The 18,442-nt window shown below is 55.4% G+C and carries 22 protein-coding genes; 6 read left to right on the forward strand and 16 right to left on the reverse strand.

Features of this window, described 5'->3' with window-relative positions; all coding sequences use genetic code 11:
- Positions 1 to 373 precede the first annotated feature (373 nt).
- The 3 genes from mltC to mutY form a co-directional block, all read right to left on the reverse strand.
- On the reverse strand, positions 374 to 1,459 hold the full coding sequence (gene mltC / locus ACUY4Q_RS04045) for a membrane-bound lytic murein transglycosylase MltC (protein ID WP_458045806.1): 1,086 nt from the start codon (positions 1,457 to 1,459) through the stop codon (positions 374 to 376).
- 85 nt (positions 1,460 to 1,544) lie between these two features.
- Positions 1,545 to 1,820 carry an oxidative damage protection protein gene (locus ACUY4Q_RS04050; protein ID WP_458045807.1) on the reverse strand — a complete coding sequence of 92 codons (276 nt, stop codon included), beginning with the start codon at positions 1,818 to 1,820 and terminating at the stop codon, positions 1,545 to 1,547.
- Between the two features lie 27 nt (positions 1,821 to 1,847).
- On the reverse strand, positions 1,848 to 2,900 hold the full coding sequence (mutY, locus tag ACUY4Q_RS04055; RefSeq protein WP_458045808.1) for an A/G-specific adenine glycosylase: 1,053 nt from the start codon (positions 2,898 to 2,900) through the stop codon (positions 1,848 to 1,850).
- A gap of 149 nt (positions 2,901 to 3,049) precedes the next feature.
- Here mutY and trmB point away from each other — a divergent pair, with 149 nt between their 5' ends.
- From trmB to ACUY4Q_RS04070, 3 genes are read left to right on the forward strand one after another with little or no spacing between them, the layout of a single operon-like run.
- A complete protein-coding gene (gene trmB, locus ACUY4Q_RS04060) occupies positions 3,050 to 3,769 on the forward strand; it encodes a tRNA (guanosine(46)-N7)-methyltransferase TrmB (protein WP_458045809.1) in 720 nt (239 codons plus the stop codon).
- Positions 3,769 to 4,095, forward strand: a complete 327-nt coding sequence (locus ACUY4Q_RS04065; RefSeq protein ID WP_458045810.1) for a YggL family protein — start codon at positions 3,769 to 3,771, stop codon at positions 4,093 to 4,095. The genes trmB and ACUY4Q_RS04065 overlap by 1 nt, the downstream gene beginning before the upstream one ends.
- Positions 4,096 to 4,147: 52 nt before the next feature.
- Positions 4,148 to 4,867, forward strand: a complete 720-nt coding sequence (locus ACUY4Q_RS04070; protein WP_458045811.1) for a YggN family protein — start codon at positions 4,148 to 4,150, stop codon at positions 4,865 to 4,867.
- A 149-nt stretch (positions 4,868 to 5,016) separates the two neighbouring features.
- On the opposite strand, the gene ACUY4Q_RS04075 is transcribed toward ACUY4Q_RS04070, so the two are convergent.
- Positions 5,017 to 5,379 (reverse strand): endonuclease domain-containing protein, encoded by a 363-nt coding sequence (locus ACUY4Q_RS04075; RefSeq protein WP_458045812.1) that lies wholly within the window; start codon positions 5,377 to 5,379, stop codon positions 5,017 to 5,019.
- 127 nt (positions 5,380 to 5,506) lie between these two features.
- Between ACUY4Q_RS04075 and ACUY4Q_RS04080 the strand changes: the two genes are divergently transcribed.
- Positions 5,507 to 6,511 (forward strand): DUF1202 family protein, encoded by a 1,005-nt coding sequence (locus ACUY4Q_RS04080; RefSeq protein ID WP_458045813.1) that lies wholly within the window; start codon positions 5,507 to 5,509, stop codon positions 6,509 to 6,511.
- 41 nt (positions 6,512 to 6,552) lie between these two features.
- Here ACUY4Q_RS04080 and hemW read toward each other — a convergent pair whose 3' ends face one another.
- Genes hemW through ACUY4Q_RS04105 form a run of 5 tightly spaced genes read right to left on the reverse strand, consistent with a single transcriptional unit; the run spans position 6,553 to position 9,860 of the window.
- A complete protein-coding gene (gene hemW, locus ACUY4Q_RS04085) occupies positions 6,553 to 7,692 on the reverse strand; it encodes a radical SAM family heme chaperone HemW (protein WP_458045814.1) in 1,140 nt (379 codons plus the stop codon).
- Entirely contained in the window at positions 7,685 to 8,278 is a 594-nt protein-coding gene (locus ACUY4Q_RS04090) for an XTP/dITP diphosphatase (RefSeq protein WP_458045815.1), read from the reverse strand. Before ACUY4Q_RS04090 ends, hemW begins: the two co-directional genes overlap by 8 nt.
- An 8-nt stretch (positions 8,279 to 8,286) precedes the next feature.
- Positions 8,287 to 8,577: a DUF167 family protein YggU gene (yggU, locus tag ACUY4Q_RS04095; RefSeq protein WP_458045816.1), complete on the reverse strand. Its 291-nt coding sequence runs from the start codon at positions 8,575 to 8,577 to the stop codon at positions 8,287 to 8,289.
- The gene (locus tag ACUY4Q_RS04100; RefSeq protein WP_458045817.1) at positions 8,574 to 9,137 is read right to left on the reverse strand and encodes a YggT family protein; all 564 of its coding nucleotides are present in this window, start codon (positions 9,135 to 9,137) and stop codon (positions 8,574 to 8,576) included. Before ACUY4Q_RS04100 ends, yggU begins: the two co-directional genes overlap by 4 nt.
- A gap of 18 nt (positions 9,138 to 9,155) precedes the next feature.
- A complete protein-coding gene (locus ACUY4Q_RS04105; protein WP_458045818.1) occupies positions 9,156 to 9,860 on the reverse strand; it encodes a YggS family pyridoxal phosphate-dependent enzyme in 705 nt (234 codons plus the stop codon).
- Between the two features lie 17 nt (positions 9,861 to 9,877).
- Here ACUY4Q_RS04105 and ACUY4Q_RS04110 point away from each other — a divergent pair, with 17 nt between their 5' ends.
- Positions 9,878 to 10,858 (forward strand): type IV pilus twitching motility protein PilT, encoded by a 981-nt coding sequence (locus ACUY4Q_RS04110; RefSeq protein WP_458045819.1) that lies wholly within the window; start codon positions 9,878 to 9,880, stop codon positions 10,856 to 10,858.
- Here the strand turns inward: ACUY4Q_RS04110 and ACUY4Q_RS04115 are convergent.
- The gene (locus ACUY4Q_RS04115; RefSeq protein WP_458045820.1) at positions 10,855 to 13,113 is read right to left on the reverse strand and encodes an FAD-dependent oxidoreductase; all 2,259 of its coding nucleotides are present in this window, start codon (positions 13,111 to 13,113) and stop codon (positions 10,855 to 10,857) included. The genes ACUY4Q_RS04110 and ACUY4Q_RS04115 overlap by 4 nt on opposite strands.
- Before the next feature lie 64 nt (positions 13,114 to 13,177).
- Between ACUY4Q_RS04115 and ACUY4Q_RS04120 the strand changes: the two genes are divergently transcribed.
- Positions 13,178 to 13,870 carry an IclR family transcriptional regulator domain-containing protein gene (locus ACUY4Q_RS04120; RefSeq protein ID WP_458045821.1) on the forward strand — a complete coding sequence of 231 codons (693 nt, stop codon included), beginning with the start codon at positions 13,178 to 13,180 and terminating at the stop codon, positions 13,868 to 13,870.
- 137 nt (positions 13,871 to 14,007) lie between these two features.
- Here ACUY4Q_RS04120 and ruvX read toward each other — a convergent pair whose 3' ends face one another.
- The 6 genes from ruvX to ACUY4Q_RS04150 form a co-directional block, all read right to left on the reverse strand.
- The gene (gene ruvX / locus ACUY4Q_RS04125) at positions 14,008 to 14,424 is read right to left on the reverse strand and encodes a Holliday junction resolvase RuvX (RefSeq protein ID WP_458045822.1); all 417 of its coding nucleotides are present in this window, start codon (positions 14,422 to 14,424) and stop codon (positions 14,008 to 14,010) included.
- Positions 14,424 to 14,987 carry a YqgE/AlgH family protein gene (locus ACUY4Q_RS04130; RefSeq protein ID WP_458045823.1) on the reverse strand — a complete coding sequence of 188 codons (564 nt, stop codon included), beginning with the start codon at positions 14,985 to 14,987 and terminating at the stop codon, positions 14,424 to 14,426. The genes ruvX and ACUY4Q_RS04130 overlap by 1 nt, the downstream gene beginning before the upstream one ends.
- Positions 14,988 to 15,300: 313 nt before the next feature.
- On the reverse strand, positions 15,301 to 16,248 hold the full coding sequence (gene gshB / locus ACUY4Q_RS04135; RefSeq protein WP_458045824.1) for a glutathione synthase: 948 nt from the start codon (positions 16,246 to 16,248) through the stop codon (positions 15,301 to 15,303).
- A 13-nt stretch (positions 16,249 to 16,261) separates the two neighbouring features.
- Positions 16,262 to 16,993 carry a 16S rRNA (uracil(1498)-N(3))-methyltransferase gene (gene rsmE / locus ACUY4Q_RS04140; RefSeq protein ID WP_458045825.1) on the reverse strand — a complete coding sequence of 244 codons (732 nt, stop codon included), beginning with the start codon at positions 16,991 to 16,993 and terminating at the stop codon, positions 16,262 to 16,264.
- A 92-nt stretch (positions 16,994 to 17,085) separates the two neighbouring features.
- Entirely contained in the window at positions 17,086 to 17,784 is a 699-nt protein-coding gene (endA, locus tag ACUY4Q_RS04145) for a deoxyribonuclease I (RefSeq protein WP_458045826.1), read from the reverse strand.
- A 95-nt stretch (positions 17,785 to 17,879) separates the two neighbouring features.
- Positions 17,880 to 18,380, reverse strand: a complete 501-nt coding sequence (locus tag ACUY4Q_RS04150) for a SprT family zinc-dependent metalloprotease (RefSeq protein ID WP_458045827.1) — start codon at positions 18,378 to 18,380, stop codon at positions 17,880 to 17,882.
- Positions 18,381 to 18,442: the final 62 nt, after the last annotated feature.

Consider the following 18,442-nt stretch of genomic DNA (forward strand, 5'->3'; position numbering starts at 1 on the left):
GGCTTTACTCGCTCACCTCAGTCACTTACCAGAGTAAGCTCCTGAGGATTCGCTGCGTTGCCGCGTGATTCGGCCGATGGCCTCACCCCTGCGGGGCCAGCGCAAGCGCTGTTCAAAACAGTTAGCTGTTTTGTCCTGCAACTCGAATTATTTAGGGTATAGATGTTGGAATTAAGACAATGACTGTTGTTATGTGAGGCGATTCTATCATCGAAGCTGGCGAGAAATTGTTACATCCGACATATAAATGCAAACTTGATATGGTTGCAGTAAAAGATAGTGATGTTCGTCACATTTTGGTGTGTGCTCTGGCGGGTCTCAAAAGGAACGCTTATCCCCTTCCTGTTCATATGAAAGGGGATAAGCCATTTACTTAGTTACGACGGTAACTTTTTTGCGCAGTATTTACTTTATAAAGGTAGCGGCGTGATTCCGCAGACGGGTGACGGCTGGTCAAGGTGGAATACACATCACCCGGCGACATCGTATTAATAATATTCGCGGCCTGCACCTTATCTGCCGAGAAGACGCGCAGTACGCTTCCTGCTCCGCCGTTGTAAGCGGTGATGACCGCGTAACGACGAGAGGTTGGGTTCGAAATACCGGAGAGATAGACATTGTTCAGCATAGCCAGATAGGCCGTGCCGGTATCAATGTTACTTTCGGGATCAAACAGGAAGCTACGACTCGGCATACCGGATTTGCCCTGCGCACGGAATACATCACGACCGGCGCTGTGCTGCACCACCTGCATCAGGCCCAGCGCGTCCGAACGGCTTACCGCATACGGGTTAAAAGAAGACTCGGTTTGCATAATCGCCAGAATTAGCGCTTCGTCCACGCCGTAGCGACGTGACGCCTGACGGACCATGCCCACATATTTATGCGCACGTTTATCCAGGTGGTTGGGCACCAGATTGATGGTCACGCTGTAGATGATTTTCAGGCCACTGGCGCGGCTTTTCAGGCGATTTTGCAGCAGATAGTCGGCGAATTTCGTGGCGCGACCTTGCCAGCGAATAGGCTGACCGGTGTTATCCAGGACCTGACCATACAGGAACGGCTCTTTGGAGATCTGGATATCATCAACGTCCGAGTAGAGATCGATTGAGCCTGGATCATCACCCATCAGCAAGGTAGTGATAATCGCCCGGCGAAGGTGGGCCGCGGGGTCGGTACCGGCAATGGTCTCAATGGTAATGGTACCGTCGTCAAAGTTGATGTGGCTACGGGTCTGATACTGGTCGGTATATTTAACGTAGTCTTTTGGCCCCGCAATCAGGACTTCACTAAATCCCCATAAATTTTCGATGTTGTGGGCGAACTGCCCCATAAGAATGTCAAAACCGTTGGTGTCTTTAACCCATGCTTCGTTCCAGGAATCGCCCTTTTTATCGGAGCTGGAACACGAGATCAGCAACGGCGCAATAATCGCAAGCGCTAAAATTTTTTTCATCATTCCGGGGATGCAGTTGGTTGCACACGAGGGCTATCCGGCCCTGGAGTCAGGCCACACTCTGGCTGGGTGCCGTGTGGCCTTGCTCTTATTTTTTATCTTCCGGCGTATAGCCTTCGATATGTACATCTTTCCCTTCAAACAGGAAGTTAACCATCTCCTGCTCCAGCAGTTTACGATGCTCAACGTTCATCATATTCAGCTTCTTCTCGTTGATGAGCATGGTCTGCTTTTTCTGCCACTGTCCCCAGGCTTCTTTGGAGATCTCATTAAAAATGCGCTTGCCCAGATCGCCCGGATAGAGCTGGAAATCCTGGCCTTCGGCTTCGCGTTGCAGGAAGGTACAAAAAATGGTTCTACTCATAAAAAATCCTCGTTATAACGCGTGGCATCAGACAGCCACGCCGACGCGTAATTGTTGCAGCAGACGCTCAACCGGGGCCGCCAGACCCACCGATTGCGGCTGCGCTAAGTTATACCAAAGACCGCTTCCTTCATCCATGGATGAACTGAACGAGGACACGGTAAGCCACATAGGCACAATATCCAGATGGAAATGGCTGAACGTGTGGCGAAACGCGACAAGTTGGCAGAGAGTATCGGTCTTAATTTGACGTTGCGCCAGCCAGTCTCGTAACGCCTCTTCATCTGCAAACTGCGGGAAGCAGTAAAGACCGCCCCACAGACCGACCGGAGGACGCTGCTGCACGAAGACCTGGTCGCCATGCTGCATCAGTAAGAAATACGCCGTGCGCTCCGGCAGCGTCTGTTTGGGTTTTTTACCCGGATACTGCGCCCACGAGTGGTTGGCATACGCCACGCAGCCGTTCTGCAATGGGCAGAGCTGGCACTTAGGCTTTGAGCGGGTGCAGACCATGGCACCGAGATCCATCATTGCCTGGTTAAAACGCTCAACCCCTTTAGCGGGGGTGACGTCTTCTGCAATGCGCCACAAACGCTTCTCAACCTCTTTTTTGCCCGGCCAGCCGTCAACGGCATAACAGCGGGCGAGCACACGTTTGACGTTGCCATCGAGGATAGGAAAATGTTTGCCCAGCGACAGCGACAATATGGCCCCGGCGGTAGAACGCCCGACACCCGGCAGCGCTTCCACTTCTTCAAACGTCTGGGGAAACTCGCCGCCGTGTGTTTCTGCGACCTGCTTTGCGGCCTTGTGCAGATTGCGCGCGCGGGCATAGTAGCCGAGCCCGGTCCACAGGTGCAGGACTTCATCCAGCGGGGCATTAGCCAGAGCCGTTACGGTCGGGAAGCGCGCCATAAAGCGCTCAAAATAGGGAATAACGGTTGCGACCTGGGTCTGTTGCAACATCACTTCAGACAGCCATACTTTGTAGGGCGTCTTGTCAATTTGCCAGGGCAGGGTTTTGCGCCCGTATTTATCGTACCAGTCCAGTACCTGGGCTGAAAATTGAGACGCTTGCATGGTCACCCACATCGCTTGAATAAGGTGGCAGATTGCAGCACAGCGCCACGAAGGTGTAAACCGGAACTTTCCTGTGCTTGCAGCTTGCATACTGGAATTAACTTTGGATAATGCCCGTTTCCTGAACACTCTCACGAGCAGACTTTTTTATGAATAACGACGTCATTTCACCGGATTTTGATGAAAACGGTCGCCCGCTGCGCCGTATCCGTAGCTTTGTCCGCCGCCAGGGCCGCCTGACCAAAGGTCAACAGCATGCGCTGGATAACTACTGGCCGGTGATGGGCGTTGAATTTGCTGAACAGCCGCTGGATTTTGCTGCCCTGTTTGGCAACAGCGGCCCGGTGACGCTGGAGATTGGTTTTGGCATGGGGGCTTCGCTGGTGGAGATGGCGAAAATCCGTCCTCATCAGAACTTCCTCGGTATTGAAGTCCACTCTCCGGGCGTGGGGGCATGTCTCTCATCCGCGCATGAAGAGGGTGTCGAAAACCTGCGCGTGATGTGCCATGACGCGGTGGAAGTGCTGCACAAAATGATTCCTGACAATTCATTGAATATGGTGCAGCTCTTTTTCCCTGACCCGTGGCATAAAGCACGTCATAATAAGCGCCGTATTGTTCAGGTACCTTTTGCTGAACTGGTGAAGAGCAAGCTGAAGCTGGGCGGTGTGTTTCATATGGCAACCGACTGGGAAGCCTATGCGGAACACATGCTGGAGGTGATGTCCTCTATTGATGGCTATCAGAATCAGTCTGCCACGCAGGACTACGTACCGCGCCCGGATTCGCGCCCGGTAACCAAATTTGAACAACGTGGCCATCGCCTGGGTCACGGTGTATGGGACTTAATGTTCGAGAGGGTAAAATAATGGCAAAGAACCGCAGCCGTCGTCTTCGTAAGAAGATGCACATCGAAGAATTCCAGGAAATTGGTTTTTCCGTTAACTGGCGTTTCCCTGAAGGCACCAGTGAAGAAGAGATCGACAAAGTCGTTGATGCCTTTATTGCTGAAGCCGTTGAGTCGCAGAAACTGACCTTTGGTGGCAGTGGCTACCTCGCCTGGGAAGGGCTGGTCTGTAAGCAGGAAGTGGGCAAGTGCACCCCAGAGCAGCAGGCCATTGTGCGTAAGTGGCTTGAAGACCACAAACTCGAAGAGGTCAGCGTCAGCGAACTTTTCGATATTTGGTGGGACTAAGTTGTATCAGGGTCGGCAATTGCCGGCCCGTTTTGTCTCTACAGGAGTGGAAATGATGCGCAAAACGCTACTGGCAGTGGTGCTATCGGTGACAACGTTCGCTGCGAATGCGGAATACAAGTGTAGCGTTAACCCACGCGATGACGTGGTCTTAAGCCCGCAGACCGTGCAGGTGAAAGGTGAGAACGGCAATCTGGTGCTGACGCCAGACGGCAATGTCATGTTTAACGGCAAACAGTATTCACTCAGCGCCGCGCAACGTGAGCAGGCCAAAGACTACCAGTCAGAATTACGTACTGCGCTGCCATGGATAGATGACGGTGCGCGTTCACGGGTAGAAAAGGGCCGTATCGCGCTCGACAAAATCATCGTCAAAGAAGTGGGCGAGAGCAGCAGCATGCGTGGTCGTCTGACCAAGCTTGATGCGCAGCTTAAAGATCAGATGAACAAGATTATCGAGCGCCGCAGCGATGGTCTGACGTTCCACTACAAAGCCATTGATGAAGTGCAGGCCAACGGCCAGCAACTGGTAAACCAGGCGATGGGCGGTATTTTGCAGGACAGCATCAATGAGATGGGTGCTAAAGCCGTGCTGAAAGGCGGCGGTAACCCGCTGCAGAGCGTGCTCGGCAACCTCGGCGGTTTGCAAACCGCCATTCAGAACGAGTGGAAAAACCAGGAAGCAGATTTCCAGCAGTTCGGTAAGGATGTCTGTAGCCGCGTTGTGTCTCTGGAAGAGAGCCGTAAGGCACTGGTGAGCGGGCTGAAATAATCCCCCCTGCGCGCTGGCCCCCTCACCCTAACCCTCTCCCCAAAGGGGCGAGGGGACTTGTCAGGTGCGGTCTTTGCCCCCTCTCTCCGTGGGCGAGGGCACCGATCGCGACGCGTGAGGCAGGACTGCCGCTTTTCCCCCTCTCCCTTTTAGGGAGAGGGCCGGGGTGAGGGTAACAGCGTTTGCAGCACTGCAAATATCTTCTCCAGCACTGCCTCTTCGTTTTCCCTGAGTTCGTTATTCCAGAATCGCGTGATTTTCCAGCCTTTTTGATTCAACCAAACCGTTCGCTGAACATCATATTCGTGCCTTTCATCATGCTGACCGCCATCCAGCTCAATGGCAAGCCGTGCTTCGCAGCAAGCAAAATCCAGGATGTAACGACCAAAAGGGTGTTGGCGACGAAACTTGTAACGAGAAAACCGACGGCTGCGTAACAGATACCAAAGCCGTCTTTCTTCTTGTGTCAGTTCGCGTCTGAGCTGCTTTGCATGTGAACGTATGATTTCCATCTCCGCACTTTGCCACTCTCTTCCTGTTTCACCACAACCTCCTCCTGACCCTGGAACCCGCCTTCCAAATTATTGTCCTATAACTCGCAAGGTTATTAATGGAAGAGACATAAAAAGGATTTTGACGATGAAAATGAAATGGGCCGCAGGACTGGCGGCGTTGGCGCTTCTGTCGGGCAGTGCGCTGGCCGATATCAATACTCCCACCGATGAGGTGCTGAAAAAGCAGTTTAACCAGGCGCAGGAAGGGCTAATGCAACTGGACAGCATCACGCTGCGCCTGTTGGATTCGCGCGGTAACCAGGCGACCTATGCTGCTGAAGGGGATATCTCGGCAACGGAAGATCTCTATTCCATGGTCGGTATGGCAGGCAATTATCAGTTTATGGAGAAGACCTGGACTAAAGGCCGCCCGGTGAAGTTCTCGGCGATGGTCACGGCGGTAGGGACGAAAGATTCCGGCTGGACCACCGAGTTCTTCTCTATGCAGATGGCGGCAAAACCTGCCGGGTATCCAAAACCTGACATTAACAACAAAGAGAAGTATCTGGTGGTTACCGACAGCGATTTTTATCCGCGCCTGGCCAAAATTGAAGCTACCCGGGCCGCCCAGAAAAAAGCGCTGGATAAATCCCTTGAGAAACAAGAGCAGCTCCAAAAGGAGATTGACGCGCTGGACGCCCAAATTGCTGCCTCGTGGGGCACAGACAAAAACGGCAAACCGTTAACCCGCGATGATGTGCAGCACGCGCTGCTGGAAGAACTCCAGGAGGTAGGCAGACAGAACGATCCGCTGCATTTTGAAAACAACTACAACAAAACAATTTATGAACCCGCGCTGGCCGAGTGCCAGAAAAAACCGGATTGCGATGCCACGCCGCTGCGAAAAGCGCGTGCTACGGCACTCGTGGACCAGCGTCGGGACTATCAACTCAAGTTTCAGCTCAAGCGTGAAGACGTCACCAAAACCCTGGAGGCTTACGATAAAAAGCGGGAGCCGCTGCGCGAAAAGCGGAATGAACTTCGTAGCGAACTGAGCAAACTGGATGCTACCAATAGCAAAGACCGAATGGATTACGAAGGTTGGGAGCGGGACATCGCCGTTATGCGTCGGCAGGGCATTATCAAGTAAATCCACTAACCAGCCCGTGCGTATGCCGGGCTGGATGTGGATCACTCCTCGGCGAGGAAAAGCTCCAGCAGAGAGTTAAGGAACAGCTTCCCGTGCTCGGTGATTTGCCAGAATTCGTCGCTCTCGGTGAGGTAACCCTGAGTTAACGCTTCGTCGAGCTGCGGGCGAATCACGCTTTCATCCAGCCCCGTAAACAACGTGAACTCCGTACGCGGTGCCGCTTCCAGCAAACGAAAGCGGTTCATAAAGAATTCGAACGGCTTGTCGGCGGCTTCCACATCGTGCTGACGTTCCAGATAGCGGCCCTGCATATACCCGCGCGGATGACGCGTTTTGGCAGTGCGTAGAATGCGCCCATCGGGGAAGGTCACTTTGCCGTGTGCGCCGCAACCGATGCCGAGATAATCACCAAAGCGCCAGTAGTTGAGGTTGTGCTGGCACTGATAGCCGGGTTTTGCGTAGGCGGAGGTCTCGTACTGCTGATAGCCTGCGGCGGTGAGCAACTGATGACCACGCTCGAAAATATCCCATAATGCATCGTCGTCCGGCAGAACCGGCGGACGTGAACCAAACAGCGTGTTAGGTTCAATGGTCAACTGGTACCAGGAGAGGTGCGGCGGATTCAGTTCAATGGCCTGGCGCAGGTCATCCAGCGCTTCTTCCAGCGACTGATCCGGCAGGCCGTGCATCAAATCGAGGTTAAAACTGCGCAGTCCCAGACCTGTTGCCAGATGGGCGGCGCGCTTCGCTTCATCCGGGCCGTGAATACGCCCCAGTTTCTGCAGCTTTTGCTCGCTAAAGCTTTGTACCCCAATGGAGATGCGGTTCACCCCTGCGCGTTGGTAATCGACAAAGCGATCCGCTTCGACGGTGCCGGGGTTGGCTTCCATGGTAATTTCCGCATCCGCCGCCAGATTGAGGCGCGCACGCACGCCGTCCAGCAGCGTCTGCATCGCCGGGCCAGAGAGCAGGCTCGGCGTACCACCACCAATAAAAATGGTCTTTACTTCACGTCCCTGCGCGTAGGGCACATCGACATCAAGATCGGCAAGCAGATGCTGCACGTAGTCATCGTGTGGCACCTCGCCTTTCAGCGCATGAGAATTGAAATCACAGTACGGGCATTTCTGCACGCACCACGGAATGTGAATATAAAGACTCAAAGGTGGCAAATTAGCCATTACGTAATGCTTCCAGTAACAGTTTTAACGCCTGTCCACGGTGGGAAATGGCGCTCTTCTCTTCGCGGGTCAGTTCGGCGGCGGTTTTACCCTCCGTCGGGACAAAGAAAATCGGATCGTAGCCAAACCCGCCCTGACCAGCAGGTTCATGGGTAATCACGCCAGGCCAGCTGCCGTGGCAAACCAGCGGTGTCGGGTCGTCGGCATGGCGCATGTAGACCAGCACGCAATGGAAGCGGGCCTGACGTTTATCGTCCGGCACGTCCTGCAAGGTGGTCAGCAATTTTTGCACGTTGGCCTCGTCAGTGGCATCTACTCCAGAGTAGCGCGCAGAGTAAATGCCCGGCGCGCCACCCAGCACGTCAACGGCGAGGCCGGAGTCATCGGCAATCGCCGGCAAACCGGTCACCTGGGCGGCGTGGCGCGCTTTTAAGATAGCGTTTTCGATAAACGTCAGCCCGGTCTCTTCGGCAGACTCCACGCCCAGCTCGGTTTGCGCCACGATATCCAGACCGAAATCACTCAGCAGCGAGGCAAGCTCGCGCACTTTACCGGCATTACCGGTGGCGAGAACAACTTTTTGCATAATGGATCCTAATTAATCAGGGCCGTAACGGCCGAAGGAATCTGTTGCGGATGGGTAATTTTGACCTGTTTATGGCGGCCCAGTTCGCCTTTTTCAATCAGCACCTGGTTTTTAGCCACCCGAAACTGTTTCGCAAGGAACTTTACCAGGTGGGCATTGGCCTGCCCATCCACCGGAGGAGCGGTGATGGCGACTTTTAATTCGTCGCCATGCAGCCCGACAATCGTGTCGCGGCTGGCCTTTGGCTGTATATACAGCCGCAGCACCAGCCCGTCGTCACAGGAGGTGACTGCACTCACGCCCAGTTCCAGATGTAGGCCAGCGGCACGACGGTGTTGGCCAGAAACTCCATCACACCCATGTTGATGACATACATCAGCAGCACCAGAATCATCGGCGAGAAATCAATGCCACCCATCGAAGGCAGCAGTCGACGAATCGGGCGCAGCAGCGGTTCGGTCAGTTGCAGCAGCACGTACTCTACCGGGCTACGCCCCTGGCTTACCCAGCTCATAATCGCCATCGCCAGCAGCACCCAGAAAATCAGCGAGCCAACGGTTTTGAGGATAATCAGCACCGCGGCCAGCGCGATAAAGACGCCGTCCATGGTGACATACGGGTTTAAAAACACCTTGATGCCACAAAGCACCAGCGCAATCAGTAATGAGGCGCTATCTATCGGCCCCATTGAAGGAAGAACGCGACGCAGCGGGCCAACGATCGGCTGGGTTATCTTCACAATAAACTGTGAAAACGGATTGTAGAAATCACAGCGCGCCCACTGCATCCAGATACGCAGCAGCAGTACCATGGTGTAAGCCTGGATGAGCAGTGAAAGGAGTGTGGACAACGTATTCATGGCGTTCCTCAGTGTTCCTTAGTTTTTTGTGTAATCGCGCGCGCCAAAAATGGCAGTTCCGATGCGCACCAGGGTGCTACCCGCCGCAATCGCGGCTTCCATATCGTCAGACATACCCAGCGAGAGGGTATCCACGCTCGGGTAACGTACCTTAAGCGCGTCAAATGCGACAGCCATTTGGCGAGCGACGGCAAACTGGCGTTCGTAATCGGCTTCCGGGGCCGGAATCGCCATCAGCCCGCGTAACTGTATGCCCGGCAATTCCACCACCTGCGCTGCCAGTGCGTCGACTAAGGCAAGGGCAATACCGGACTTGCTCTGCTCGTCGCTGATGTTGACCTGAATCAGCACGTTTAGCGGCGGCAGCGAGGCCGGACGCTGTTCGCTTAAGCGACTGGCGATCTTGAGCCGATCCACGGTATGGCACCAGTCAAAATGCTCCGCCACCAGGCGGCTTTTGTTGGATTGCAATGGGCCAATAAAGTGCCATTGCAGACCTTTCACGCCCTGTTCGCGGAAATGAAGGATTTTATCAACGCCTTCCTGTACGTAGTTTTCGCCAAACGCCCGATGGCCTGCCTCGAACGCTTCTGCGACGGCGCTCGCAGGTTTGGTTTTACTGACCGCAAGCAATGTAATTTCTTCTGGAGCACGGCCGCAAGCTGTTGCCGCGGCTGAGATTTTGGCCCGGACCTGTGCCAGGTTATGCGCTATATCGTTCATATTCCCAGGATGGCTTTATGGATATGGAAAAAATAGTGGAGCTTAGTGTAAAGCATAACGTCTCGGATCTACACCTGTGCGATCGCCGCCCGCCACGTTGGCGCAGGCAGGGAAGGCTGGAGGTCGCACCCTTTGATACACCGGACATCAATGCATTACTGGCAGCGCATTTAACCGAAACCCAGCGGCACCAGTTGCTCTGTAACGGGCAGGCGGATTTTGCCCTGACTACGCTAAGTCAACAGCGGCTGCGGGCCAGCGTATTCCGTCATGAATCCGGGCTCTCTCTGGCGCTGCGCCTGCTACCGACCCGCTGCCCTCAGCTTGCGGATCTCGATGCGCCTGCCATGTTGCCCGCACTGCTGGCGAAGGATAACGGGCTTATTCTGGTGACGGGGGCAACCGGCAGCGGCAAGTCGACCACGCTCTCGGCGATGGTCAGTTACCTTAATCATCATCTCGACGGGCATATTCTGACCCTTGAAGATCCGGTGGAGTTCATCCACACCAGCGAGCGCTGTTTGATTCAGCAGCGGGAGATTGGCCCCCATTGCGACTCGTTTGCCGCTGGCCTGCGGGCGGCGCTGCGTGAAGATCCCGACGTTATTTTGCTCGGCGAACTGCGTGACAGTGAGACAATTCGCCTCGCGCTGACGGCGGCGGAAACTGGTCATCTGGTGCTGGCAACGCTGCATACCCGAGGCGCATATCAGGCTATCGAACGGTTGGTGGATACGTTTCCTGCCGAAGAGAAAGAGCCGGTTCGCAGTCAGCTTGCCGGAAGCCTACAGGCCGTCCTGGCACAACGGCTTGAGGCGGACAAACAGGGCGGACGTGTGGCGCTGTTTGAGTTACTGATTAACACGCCGGCGGTGGCGAACCTCATCCGCGAGGGGAAAACACACCAGCTACCCGGCCTGCTACAAACCGGGCAGCAGGCGGGAATGCAGACCTTCGCCCAGAGCCTGCAGCAGCGGCAGGCCCAGGGCTGGCTTTAACGAATGTTTAGCGAATAGATAGCGGGCAGCCCGCCGGCGGTAGCCAGGATCTCCAGACGGACTTCGCGCGCGGTAACCGGTGTGGGTAACCGGTGCTCACAAACGGAGTGGTGATTGTCCGTCACTTCTGCCAGCAGGGTATCGTCGGCCCACAGGCGATAATGGGTGACGCAGTGTGGCGTGACTGCCAATGGGTGGCCCATCTGCACGGTTTCCATGGCGTTATCAAAATCGTTGTCCTGCACCAGCGTCAGGGTAGTAACAGTTTGAGCGCTAACCCAGTGCCAGCGCAGGGTCGGCAGCGGGTCATCCACGGCAGGCACCCAGGCGTTGGTTTGCTGTTCCGGGCGCAGGCGGCCATTCAACAGGTTCTCCGGGCGATATACCGTCAGTGGCTGGCTAAAACTGAGTGCAGGCATCACCTGATGTGGGCGGCGGCGGGGGAGCCAGAAATCGAATTCATCAACGCCGTAGTCCCCATCCACCACCTGGCGAGTATGACGGGCGACCCGGGCGTTCAGGCTGTTGAACACGGTCATGATGCCGGGAAGATGCGTGTCCGTCAGCGCAATGTCCGTGGTGGGGTTAGCATCAAAGGCCAGGAACACATATTGATCGCGATCGCTTTGCCAGGCGAAATTGAACCGGTACGCCTGCTCGCCATCCACGTCGACAGTGCAGCTGTCGTACTGGTAGTCAGGGGTGAAATTCCCGCTGCGGGCGCTGCCCAGCAGGGAGAGGGTAAGCGGCTGGCGCGCAGTGGAGCGCAGGCGCACAGTGATTTCACCCAGTGACTCGCCCGCTTTTACCGGCAGTAAGACCGCCATTCGTTCCCCCAGAGAATGCCAGTTTCCGTTGGGCGAAAGTGAGGCGAGGGCATACTCACTGCTGGCGCTGACCGCTGCCCCTTGTGCCGGGTCATCGAGCCATTGACGCGGTATGTAACAGCCGCTGGCCTGGAGCTGCTGTTGCAGAAGCTTAACCTGCTCGCGATCCGCCAGTTGGGCGGGGGTAAGCTGGTGGGTTTTACAGAGGGCTGCGGCACGGCCGACGACTTCACCTAACAGCCCGCAGGTGCACATCACGCGTGCGCTACCAAAGGCAACATGTGAGGCGGAGATCAGTCGTCCGGTCAGGAAAAGGTTATCCAGCGAGCGGCTATACAAGCTGCGCAGCGGAATGGTGTAGGTACCTTTACTGTGAAACTGACGGCAGCCGTCATGGGTGCTATAGACCCCGTCTGCCGGATGCAGGTCAATCGACCAGCCGCCATAGGCCACGGCGTCATAATGGTCGCGCTGCGCAATGATATCCTGCTGGCAGAGCAGATGGTCGCCAACAAAGCGGCGGCTTTCGCGTTTGCCGGGAATGACGCCGACCCATTCGATGGTCATGTTGGCCGCTTCCGGGAATTCGCCGGAGTTTTTAATGTAATTCCAGACACCCCAGACGATTTTCCACAGCTCCCACTTAATCTCTTCGCTCTGATGGACGGTGTCCAGGCGTCCTCCCCATTCCAGCCACCACAGGTCGCAGCCGTTAAGCGTTGAGGTCAGCCGCTTGTAGCGGGGAATGGCAGTAATGTCCTGCAGGGCAAAAGAGGGCGGAACAAAGTTCACCGGACCCGCGGTCTGTTTGGTATAGAAGTAAATAGAGTGCCCGAGCTTGTGGCCAAAGTTATCGCCAGGGGCCATTTTTTCTCCCAGCTCTTCAACCTCTTCTGCCCCTTCACGGTATTCGGCACCCGCGAGGAAACCCAGTACGCCGTCACCCGTCGCATCGCAAAACTGATCAGCGGAGACGGTATAAAAGGTCTCGTTGATGGCATTAAAGGCATTGACCTGCGTGATGGTGTTTTCGGTTTTTTCCAGCGCATAAATCGTGGTGTTGAGCAGTAAGGTCAGGCCCGGCTGGCTTTTGGCGAGATCCAGAAGCACCAGATCGAACATCACCGGGTTACCCTCTTTGTTCCGCCACAGGTTTTCTTCGAGGATCTCCCCCATAATGCCGCCTTCACGCGCCCAGCGGTTGTTATTGCCCATATGCGACGTCGCGCCGTTGGCCCACAGGCGAACCTCGCTTGAAGCATTACCGCCCAGAACAGGTCTGTCCTGGATAAGCACCACCTGCAAACCATCGCGTGCAGCGGCAAGTGCGGCGCAGAGCCCTGCGAGTCCCCCTCCGGCAACAACAAGGTCGGTGTGTAGTGATGCCGAGGGGAAGGTTCTCGTTCCGGTTTGCGGATAGATGTTCATGCCTTGTATCCTTTTTGTCTGACGGTAAAATCGACGCTTAACGTCACCTGCGAGATAAACCTGAATGTCCTCACAACCAAACCAAAGCCTGATTGATGGTATTCGCTGCCTGCAATATCTGGTCTCCAGCGGCCGTGCTATTGGCTGTCGCGAGCTGGCGCGTCTGATGGGCATCAACACCACGCGGGTAAACCGTTTGCTGATGACCATGGCTTCCATAGGGCTGACCATGCAGGATGAGCAGCGCCGCTACCTGCCGGGGCCGGGTATTCACGCACTGGCCGCCCAGGCGATTCGTGGTTCGGCACTCTTTTCCCAGGCCTTACCCCTGCTTGAAAGCTACGCCCCTAAAGACATCGTGGTGGCGATGGGGGTGCTCTGGGAAGATCAGGTCATCTACATCTACCACTCTGAACCCGGTACGCAGGTCACCCAGGCGCTGGCAGGTTTTCATATGCTGCCCGCATGGCAATCCGTTATCGGTATGGCGCTGCTCGCCGCCGAAACGGACGAAGCGCTGCAAAAACGTTTTACCGCTGAGCAGTGGCAGCAACTGGCTCCCCATGTTGCGCAGCAGCGTAGCGAAGGGCGCGTAGTCTGGCATCACGACGACGGCGAAGTCTCGATGGCAAAACCGCTCGGTGCGCACTCTGCCGCGCTGGCGTTTGCCGGAATGTGGCAGGCCGATGAGACGGTTGTCGACGAACGTCTGAGCGAGCTTCACACCCTTGCACGACGGCTGACGCAAAAGCCGTAAATTCTCTCTACTGTTTCTTTTATAGAAACATTGGATGAAATGCAAAAAAGTCGCCTCAAAACTGTGAGGACGATCCAGGGAGTGTGGCTATTGATGTCGGGAAAAGAGAAGGGCTGAAGTGTGTTCAGCCCGTTCTGTCAGAGGTGCTGCTCGAAGTAACTTTCCAGAATGATGACGGCAGAGGCGGAGTCGATGCTGCCTTTATTGAGGGCGCGAAATCCCCCCTGTTCAAACAGTCCGGCGCGCGCTTCAACGGTGCTCAGACGCTCATCGTGCAGCGTCACCGTAACGCCAAAACGGCCATGGATACGATTGGCAAACTTGCGCGCACGGGCGGTGAGCGGTTGCTCAGTGCCGTCCATATTTAGCGGAAGACCAACAATAACCGCGTCTGGCTGCCACTCTTTAATCAGCTTGTCGATAAGATTCCAGTCCGGCGTACCGTCCTGCGCCTTCAGCGCATTGAGCGGGCGTGCGGTACCGGTTATCCGTTGGCCGATGGCGACGCCAATGCTTTTGGTGCCGAAATCAAACGCCAGCAAGGTTCCACTCATCAGGCATGTCCCGCCACGCCAGGCATGGTCAGGATATCAATACCGATGAGTTTCGCCGCTTCACGCCAGCGATCGGCAATCGGCGTCTTAAACAGGATGTTCAAATCTGCCGGGGCGGTAAGCCAGGCATTATCAAGAATCTCCTGTTCCAGTTGGCCCTTTTCCCAGGAGGAGTAGCCGAGGGCGACCAGCACTTCTTTCGGCTGCCTGGCGGTCCCCATGGTTTCCAGCACATCACGGGAAGTGGTGATGATGGTGTTATCGGAGACGCGAATGCTTGAGGAAAAGTTGTTTGGCGGCGTATGTAAAATAAAGCCGCGATCTTCCGCCAGCGGCCCGCCCAACAGCACGGGTTTATCCAGACGAATGTCCGGGTCCCGCTCTTCAGGCTGGATTTTGAGTTTATCCAGAACCCCTTCAACTTTCAGGTTTTCCAGAGGTTTATTAATGATGAGCCCCATTGCTCCATCGTCGTTGTATTCGCAGACGTAAACCACGGAACGGCGAAACAGCGGATCCTGGAGAGCAGGCATGGCAATCAGAAAGTGATGCTGTAAATTCATTGTCAGAGGTTCTGTTTCCTGGTTCAAAAAAGCGGCAGTTCAGTATGCGGGGAAAGCAGCATGCTGTCACTGCCAGACTTAAGGGGGGTAAAATACCCGTCATACTTCAAGTTGCATGTGCGTTGGCGTTACTCGGCCTTTGGCCTCGCCCCTTCGGGGCCAGCGCAAGCGCTGTTCAAACTGGCTACGCCAGTTAGTACTCGCTCACCCCAGTCACTTACTGGAGTAAGCTCCTGGGGGTTCACTGCGTTGCCACCTGTCTGCAACTCGAATTATTTAGGGTATATAACTTAACGAGTTATGCACCAAATCATTATTTCGCCAGACGTGCTTCAATGGCGTCCATCAGCATGCCGGTGATGGAGACCGGGAACTCAGCTTCGATTTCGCGAATACAGGTCGGACTGGTGACGTTAATCTCCGTGAGACGATCGCCGATGATATCCAGACCGACAAAAATCAGCCCCTTCGCTTTCAGGGTCGGGGCGACACGGCGCGCAATGGCCCAGTCGCTTTCGGTCAACGGACGCGGTTCGCCACGGCCCCCGGCTGCCAGGTTGCCACGGGTTTCGCCGCCTTGCGGGATACGCGCCAGGCAGTAGGGAACCGGCTCTCCGTCCACCACCAATACGCGTTTGTCGCCGTCTTTGATGGCTGGCAGGTAATTTTGCGCCATGCAGTAACGGTTGCCTAAATCGGTCAGGGTTTCGGTGATCACGCCGAGGTTAGGATCCCCCTCTTTTACGCGGAAGATAGACGCGCCGCCCATACCGTCCAGCGGTTTAAGGATGATGTCGGTGTGCTTTTGCCAGAACGCTTTGATCTGCGCTTTGTTGCGTGTCACCAGCGTTTCCGGGGTCAGTTCCGGGAACCAGGCGGTGAAGAGTTTTTCGTTACAGTCGCGCAGGCTCTGCGGTTTGTTGACGATCAGCGTGCCTTTCTCTTCGGCACGCTCAAGGATGTAAGTCGCGTAGATAAATTCGGTATCGAACGGCGGATCCTTGCGCATCAGTACGGCGTCCAGCGAGGCGAGCTCAATGTCCTGCTCGCTACCAAATTCGTACCACTTGTCATAATTCTGCTCAACGGAGAGCAGACGAGTCCGCGCACGGGCTTCACCGTTGATCAGGTAAAGATCCGCCATTTCCATATAATGCAGTTCATAGCCGCGACGCTGCGCTTCGAGCAGCATGGCAAAGCTGGAATCTTTTTTGATATTAATCTGCGCGATGGGGTCCATCACGATGCCGAGCTTAATCATTATGCTTCTCCGTTTAACCTAAATCGCCAAAACGTACCTGCAGTGCGGTGATGGCGGTCAGTGCCGTTGTCTCAGTGCGCAATACGCGGGGTCCCAACAGAATATCAGTAAACTGGTAACGTGCGGTCATGGCAATTTCATCGGCGGTCAACCCGCCTTCCGGGCCAATCAGCAGCCGGACACGCTCGACCGGTAATGGCAACGTGTTAATGCTCTGGCTGGCGCGAGGGTGAAGATTAAGCTTAAGGCCGTTCTCTTCTTCTGCACACCAGGCTTCGAGATCCATTGCCGGACGAATTTCCGGTACCCGGTTGCGGCCACACTGTTCACAGGCGGCAATGGCAATTTTCTGCCACTGCCCGAGCTTCTTATTCAGGCGCTCGGCATCGAGTTTAACGCCACAGCGCTCGGAAAAAAGTGGCGTAATGAGGCTTACACCCAGTTCGATCGATTTCTGGATAGTGAATTCCATTTTTTCACCCCTCGACATCACCTGGCCGAGGTGAATGTGCAGCGGCGATTCATGGTCATCAACCTCGGCGTGGGTAATGTTGACGATCACGCTCTTTTTATCGGCACGGGTGATGTGTGCGTCAAAGACCTGGTTTGAGCCATCAAACAGCTGGACAGCCTGGCCCTGACCCATACGCAGTACGCGACCCACGTGGTTTGCGGCATCGTCGGCAAGCGCGATTTCGGTGCCAACGGTAAGAGCGTCGGGATGATAAATACGTGGAATGCGCATTGTAGTAATTCCATGGCGTGTGCGGCGTAACCGCTCTTCAGAGTGAGAGAGCAAGGGATACGCCGCGAATAAACAATTGCCGCTAGTGTAGGTTAGCTCTTTCGCGCCATGCAAGCGCGCTGGACGTAAGGGTTATGGTTGCCCTGGACTTTGGCAATACGGGATTCACGGGTGCATTCCCAGTCTGTCACCGGGTAGAGTTTATCCCAGGCGGTAAAAAGCTGGGTCTGCTGACGAGAGAGCGTAAGCTGATACTGGTCGCGCATATAAAAATAGGTGCGCGCTATCGACCCCCTGGCGCGGGCGGGCGGTTCGGCCAGTTTGGCCTTGAAGTCGACCTTCATTTCACAGCGACCATATTGACCTTCACCGCCGTTCCACTGGCTGTACATAAAGTTGCCGCGATCGGCATTCACTTCACCTACCGCCGGTTGCAGGTTGTGCATATCGCTTTCTATTTTGCGATAGACCGGATCTTTGGCGCAGTTTTTACGGCCACCCTCCTGCCAGCACTGGCGCTGATGGCCAAACTGCCAGGCGGGAACCACATGCTCCCACTCGATGCGGTTGGCGCGGTTTTCATTTTTACGCACCTGATAGCCGCAGGAGGCCAGATCAACGACCCCTTTTTTACCCTGCCACTGAATTTTACAGCCGCAATAAAAATCGCCCGGCACGTCAGCATTGACCTTAACGCCCGCGGCTTTGGCCTGAGAAAAGCTATTGATACCCTCTGCAAAGGCCGGCGCGGCCACGAGTACCAACAGTAAAGAGAAGATGATGCGGAACATGGTGCACTCCCTGTCAGTTGAAGTGCGCAACGTAACGGAAGCGGTTCCGGGATGCAATCAGTTGGTGCACAAAACGTTCTTAATGATTCATGTAATTAGCGCTCGGGCACCAGGGTTTCACCGCAGTGCACGCAGCGATAAGTCGTCTCACCACGCACCACACGGTTATGTCGGCGGACGGTTAACTGATGCTGTTGGCATTGGCATTTATAAGGGAACGTATTGCGCTGAACTGACTCCAGCTCGAACTGATGCGTGCGCCTGGCGGGAACGCCGAGCACACTCTCCATCATCCATTTCCACTCTTTACCGTGGGGCGGAACACGACCAAAATGCTTCCACACCAGCAGATGCGCCAGCTCATGCGGCACGACTTCATCGATAAACGCCTGCTCGTTTTCCACTAACAATACCGGATTGAGACGGATTTCCCAGGTGTTGAGCCAGGCGGTGCCGGCCGCCGTGCCGCGTTGCTGATACAGCAGCTTCGGTTCTGGGTAATGGCGTTCCAGCTTGCTGTTAGCAAGGGCAAGTTTTTCCCGCAGGCTACGCATAACGGCCTGCTGAGTGGCGATCGGGAGGCGGGAGGTTTTCATACCGGCAGAGGATAGGGCGCGGCGCGGGGGAGTGCAAGAGAAAGCCTCACCGGGTTGGGTGA

The sequence above is a fragment of the Phytobacter cepae genome, assembly GCF_054165735.1.